At 67.3% G+C, this 4,794-nt stretch carries 6 protein-coding genes; all 6 read left to right on the top strand.

Annotation, left to right across the window (positions count from 1 at the left end):
- The coding region (locus tag D7V77_RS40320; RefSeq protein WP_120581492.1) for a hypothetical protein at window positions 1-615 on the top strand (615 nt) is incomplete at its 5' end.
- Window positions 612-1,106: a ribosomal protein S18-alanine N-acetyltransferase gene (rimI, locus tag D7V77_RS40315; protein WP_120581491.1), complete on the top strand. Its 495-nt coding sequence runs from the start codon at window positions 612-614 to the stop codon at window positions 1,104-1,106. The genes D7V77_RS40320 and rimI, both read left to right, overlap by 4 nt.
- A gap of 221 nt (window positions 1,107-1,327) precedes the next feature.
- Window positions 1,328-1,699 (top strand): 30S ribosomal protein S12, encoded by a 372-nt coding sequence (gene rpsL / locus D7V77_RS40310; RefSeq protein ID WP_014395857.1) that lies wholly within the window; start codon window positions 1,328-1,330, stop codon window positions 1,697-1,699.
- Window positions 1,700-1,868: 169 nt separating this feature from the next.
- The gene (gene rpsG, locus D7V77_RS40305) at window positions 1,869-2,339 is read left to right on the top strand and encodes a 30S ribosomal protein S7 (protein WP_014395858.1); all 471 of its coding nucleotides are present in this window, start codon (window positions 1,869-1,871) and stop codon (window positions 2,337-2,339) included.
- A gap of 109 nt (window positions 2,340-2,448) precedes the next feature.
- On the top strand, window positions 2,449-4,530 hold the full coding sequence (fusA, locus tag D7V77_RS40300; RefSeq protein WP_120581490.1) for an elongation factor G: 2,082 nt from the start codon (window positions 2,449-2,451) through the stop codon (window positions 4,528-4,530).
- A 139-nt stretch (window positions 4,531-4,669) separates the two neighbouring features.
- A partial coding sequence (locus D7V77_RS40295; RefSeq protein WP_233588040.1) for a GTP-binding protein occupies window positions 4,670-4,794 on the top strand: 125 nt, incomplete at its 3' end.

Below are 4,794 nucleotides of genomic sequence, written 5' to 3'. Positions count from 1 at the left end.
CCCGTGGAGGTGGAGGAGGGCAGGGTGGTGGACCGCGTCGTGGCGGTCATCGAGGGCCAGGTCCTCACCCAAAGCGAGCTGGAGATGGAGGCCCGGGTGGCGCTGATCCAGCGAGGGGCCGTGCAGGGCGCCGCCCTGCCTCTGGATGAGCAGACGCTCCGGGGAGCCCTGGAGCTCTCCATCAACCAGCGCCTCCAGGTCCTGAGCGCGGATCGCCTGCAGGCCTTCCCGGCCGAGCCGGCGGAGGTGGAGGCTCGGCTGGAGGCCGTCCGGGCGCGGCTGGGAGGAGAGGCGGCGCTCCAGCGCTTCCTGGACCGGCATGGCGTAAACCGAGACGCCCTGGTGGCCGTGCTGGCGCGGGGCCTGCGGGCGGAACGAATCCTCGACAGCCGCGTCCGGTTGAAGGCACAGGTGAGCGAGGCGGAGGTCCGTCACCACTATGATGCCCACCGGGACCTGTACCCCGGTGAGTTCGACCAGACGGCGCGCACGGCCATCCGCGAGGAGTTGGTGCGGGCGCGCTACGGAGAGCTGGCGGCCCAGGCCCTGGCTGAAGTACGCAAGTCAGCGCAGGTACGGCGGGTGGCGCCCTTCGCGCGGGAGGCACGGCGATGAGACGGCTGCGGGACGACGGGACGCCCGACAAGGGAAAGGGCTTCCTGATCCGGCAGATGACCGTGGATGACATGCCGGCGGTGATGGCGCTGGAGAAGGCGTCCTTCAAGAACCCCTGGTCCACGGAGCTGCTCGGGCGCGAGCTCCAGCACGACTGGTCCACCATCCTCCTCGTGGAGGAGCCGGTGCCCGAAGGCGGAGTCGTCCTGCTGGGCCTGGCCATCTTCTGGATCGTCCACGACGAGGTCCACGTCCTCAACGTCGCCACCGCTCCCGTTCACCGCCGCCGGGGCGTCGCGCGCGTCGTGATGGAGGAGGTGCTTCGCCGGGGCGTGGCGCGGCGCTGCTCGCTGGCCACCCTGGAGGTGCGTCGGGGCAACGAGTCCGCCCTCAACCTCTACCGCTCGCTGGGCTTCCGGCCGGTCGGCATCCGCCCGAACTACTACGCGGACGAGGGCGAGGACGCGATCGTGATGGTCCTCGACTTCTAGGGGCGTAAGGGAGTAGAGCGTCCGGCCGTCGTCGCAGTCCCAGGTTTTTCGGGTGTGAGGGAATGCACCCGGGTCCTCTGGCCGGTTCTGGCCCAGGGGCAGGCCATGCTTGACACCCCGGGGGCCCTCCCTATACTCGCGGGCCTTTTGTGTAGCCTGTAGGTAGATATGCTCCGCTTTCGTGTAGCCGGACGCGGGGTTCCCACGAAGAAGAGGTTTCAGTGCCGACCATCAGCCAGCTCGTCCGCAAGGGCCGCGAGAAGCTCAACATCAAGGGCAAGAGCCCTGCCCTGAAGGAGTGCCCCCAGAAGCGCGGTGTTTGCACGCGCGTCTACACCACGACCCCGAAGAAGCCGAACTCGGCCCTCCGCAAGGTGGCCCGCGTGCGTCTCACCAACGGCATCGAGGTGACTTCCTACATCCCCGGCGTGGGTCACAACCTCCAGGAGCACTCGGTGGTCATGATCCGCGGTGGCCGTGTGAAGGACCTCCCGGGCGTTCGCTACCACATCATCCGCGGCACGCTGGACTCCGTGGGCGTTGCCGGTCGCAAGCAGAGCCGCTCCAAGTACGGCGCCAAGCGCCCGAGCTAGTCCGGTTCTCCCGCGCGTCGTTGGCGCGGAACACCTTCGCGGTATCTGAAGCAGTGTTGGACGCTGGCCCCACACCCTGGGGAGTGTCCCTGGAAGTTCCAAGCAGTGTTCTTGAAGCCCCTGAACAAGGCTTTCCTCCGAGTGAGGAGAGTGGGGCGTAAGGGAAGAGATGCCTCGTCGTCGCGTAGTCGCCAAGCGGAAGATTCTCCCGGATCCGAAGTTCCAGGACCGGCTCGTCACCAAGTTCGTCAACGACCTGATGCGCAAGGGGAAGAAGTCCATCGCGGAGGGCGTGTGCTACGGCGCCTTCGCCCTCATGGAGGAGCGCGCGAAGGAAGACCCCCTCAAGACGTTCAAGAAGGCCCTGGACAACGTCAAGCCCGTCCTCGAGGTGAAGAGCCGCCGCGTCGGTGGCGCCACCTACCAGGTCCCCGTGGAGGTCCGTCAGGACCGCCGCGTCGCGCTGGGCATGCGCTGGATCATCTCCTACGCCAAGGCGCGTGGTGAGAAGACCATGCAGGAGAAGCTGGCCGGCGAGATCATGGACGCCGCCAACAACCGCGGTAACGCGGTGAAGAAGCGTGAAGACACGCACAAGATGGCGGAAGCCAACAAGGCCTTCGCTCACTACCGCTGGTAGGTCCCGAAAGGGGCTTCGCGGTTGCCGCCCGGATGCGCTGCCAGCGTCCGGGCGGTTTCGTTTATCTGCCCTGGCAGAAGCCTAAGAGAAGTCCGGAAGGAACCGAGTCATGGCCCGTGAGTTCCCCCTCGAGCGCTACCGCAACATCGGCATCATGGCGCACATCGATGCCGGCAAGACGACCACCACCGAGCGGATCCTGTTCTACACAGGCGCCATCCACAAGATGGGCGAGGTGCACGAAGGCACCACCACCACGGACTGGATGGTCCAGGAGCGCGAGCGCGGCATCACCATCACCTCCGCGGCCATCAGCGCCTTCTGGGAGCGGACGGGCCAGCGCTACCGCGTGAACATCATCGACACGCCGGGCCACGTGGACTTCACCATCGAGGTGGAGCGCTCGCTGCGCGTGCTCGACGGCGCCATCGCGGTGTTCGACGCGGTCAACGGTGTCGAGCCGCAGTCGGAGACGGTGTGGCGCCAGGCGGACCGCTACAAGGTCCCGCGCATCTGCTTCATCAACAAGATGGACCGTGTGGGCGCGGACTTCGAGATGTCCGTCGGCACCATCAAGGAAAAGCTGGGCGCGCGCCCCGTGCGCATGCAGCTGCCCCTGGGCAGCGAGGACAAGCTCAAGGGCGTCATTGACCTGGTGCGCATGAAGGCGCTGGTGTTCCAGGACGCGGAGCAGGGCAGCCGCTTCGAGCTCCAGGACATCCCCGCGGAGTACCAGGAGGCCGCCGCCGCCGCGCGCGGAGATCTGCTGGAGGCCGCTGCCGAGCAGGACGACGCGCTCACGGAGAAGTTCCTCAACGGCGACGAGCTGACCGAGGACGAGGTGCGCGGCGCCATCCGCAAGGGCTGTGTGGGGCTGAGGCTGTTCCCGGTGTTCTGCGGCTCGGCGTTCCGCCACAAGGGCGTGCAGCCGCTGCTGGACGCGGTGGTGGACTACCTGCCCAGCCCGCTGGACATCCCGCCGGTGCAGGCCAAGACGCCCAAGGGCGAGGACGTCATCCGCGAGACGCGCGACGACGCGCCCTTCAGCGCGCTGGCGTTCAAGATCATGAACGACCCGTCCTTCTCCTCGCAGACGCTGACGTTCCTGCGCGTCTACTCGGGGAAGCTGGAGGCGGGCACTGCGGTGTGGAACTCCGTGAAGGGCAAGCGCGAGCGCGTCAGCCGGCTCGTGCAGATGCGCGCGGACAAGAAGGACGAACTGACGGAGTGCTACGCCGGCGATATCTGCGCGGTGGTGGGCCTGAAGCTGGCGAGCACGGGCGACACGCTCTGTGACGACAAGCAGCCCGTCATCCTGGAGCGGATGGAGTTCCCGGAGCCCGTCATCGACATCGCCATCGAGCCGAAGTCCACCGCGGACCAGGACAAGATCATCCAGGCCCTGCAGCGGCTGGCCATGGAGGACCCGTCCTTCCGCGTGCGCTCCAACGAGGAGACGGGCCAGACGCTCATCGCCGGCATGGGCGAGCTGCACCTCGAAATCATCGTCGACCGGCTCCTGCGCGAGTTCAAGGTGGACGCGAACATCGGCAAGCCGCAGGTGGCCTACCGCGAGACGGTGACGGCGACGAAGGTCGCGGAGGGCAAGTACATCCGCCAGGCGGGTGGCAAGGGGCAGTACGGCCACATCAACCTGCGCGTGTCCCCGAACGAGCCCGGCAAGGGCTTCGAGTTCGTCAGCACCATCACCGGTGGCGCCGTGTCCAAGGAGTTCGTGGACGCCGCGCGCGACGGCGCGAAGGAGGCCATGCAGAACGGCCCCGTCGCCGGCTACCCCATGGTGGACGTGAAGGTGGAGGCCTACGACGGCTCCATGCACGACGTGGACTCGTCGGAGATGGCCTTCAAGATCGCCGGCTCCATGGCCTTCAAGGACGCGGTCCGCGCGGCGAACCCCGTCCTGCTGGAGCCCATCATGGCCACGGAGGTCGTCACCCCGGAGGCCGCCATGGGCGACGTCATCGGCGACCTGAACGGCCGGCGCGGGAAGATCCTGGGCATGACGCCCCGGCCTGGCGGCGTGCAGGCCATCCAGGCGGAGGTGCCCCTGGCCGCCATGTTCGGGTACTCGACCGACCTGCGCAGCAAGAGCCAGGGAAGGGCGACCTACACCATGCAGTTCAAGCACTACGCACCGGCGCCGAAGTCAGCGCTCAACCCGAGCTACTGACCTCCCGTCCGTCAGGGGAGCCGCCGGGCGAATTCTGTTGACGTTCCAGCAGCTTTGAAGCACACGCAGCACCCCTCGGAAGTTCTCCCGAAGTCCTATACCGCCGGGGTCGCACCGGCGGCGTCGTGAGGAGCGGTTCATGTCCAAGGAAAAGTTCGATCGCAGCCTGCCCCACGTGAACATCGGAACGATTGGGCACGTGGACCACGGCAAGACGTCGCTGACGGCGGCCATCACGAAGGTGCTGGCCAAGACGGGCGGCGC

The sequence above is a fragment of the Corallococcus sp. CA041A genome (genome assembly GCF_003612075.1).
GTDB lineage: Bacteria > Myxococcota > Myxococcia > Myxococcales > Myxococcaceae > Corallococcus > Corallococcus exiguus.
The sequence above is the reverse complement of the archived record's forward strand: the minus strand, read 5'-3'. Positions and strand labels throughout refer to the sequence as shown.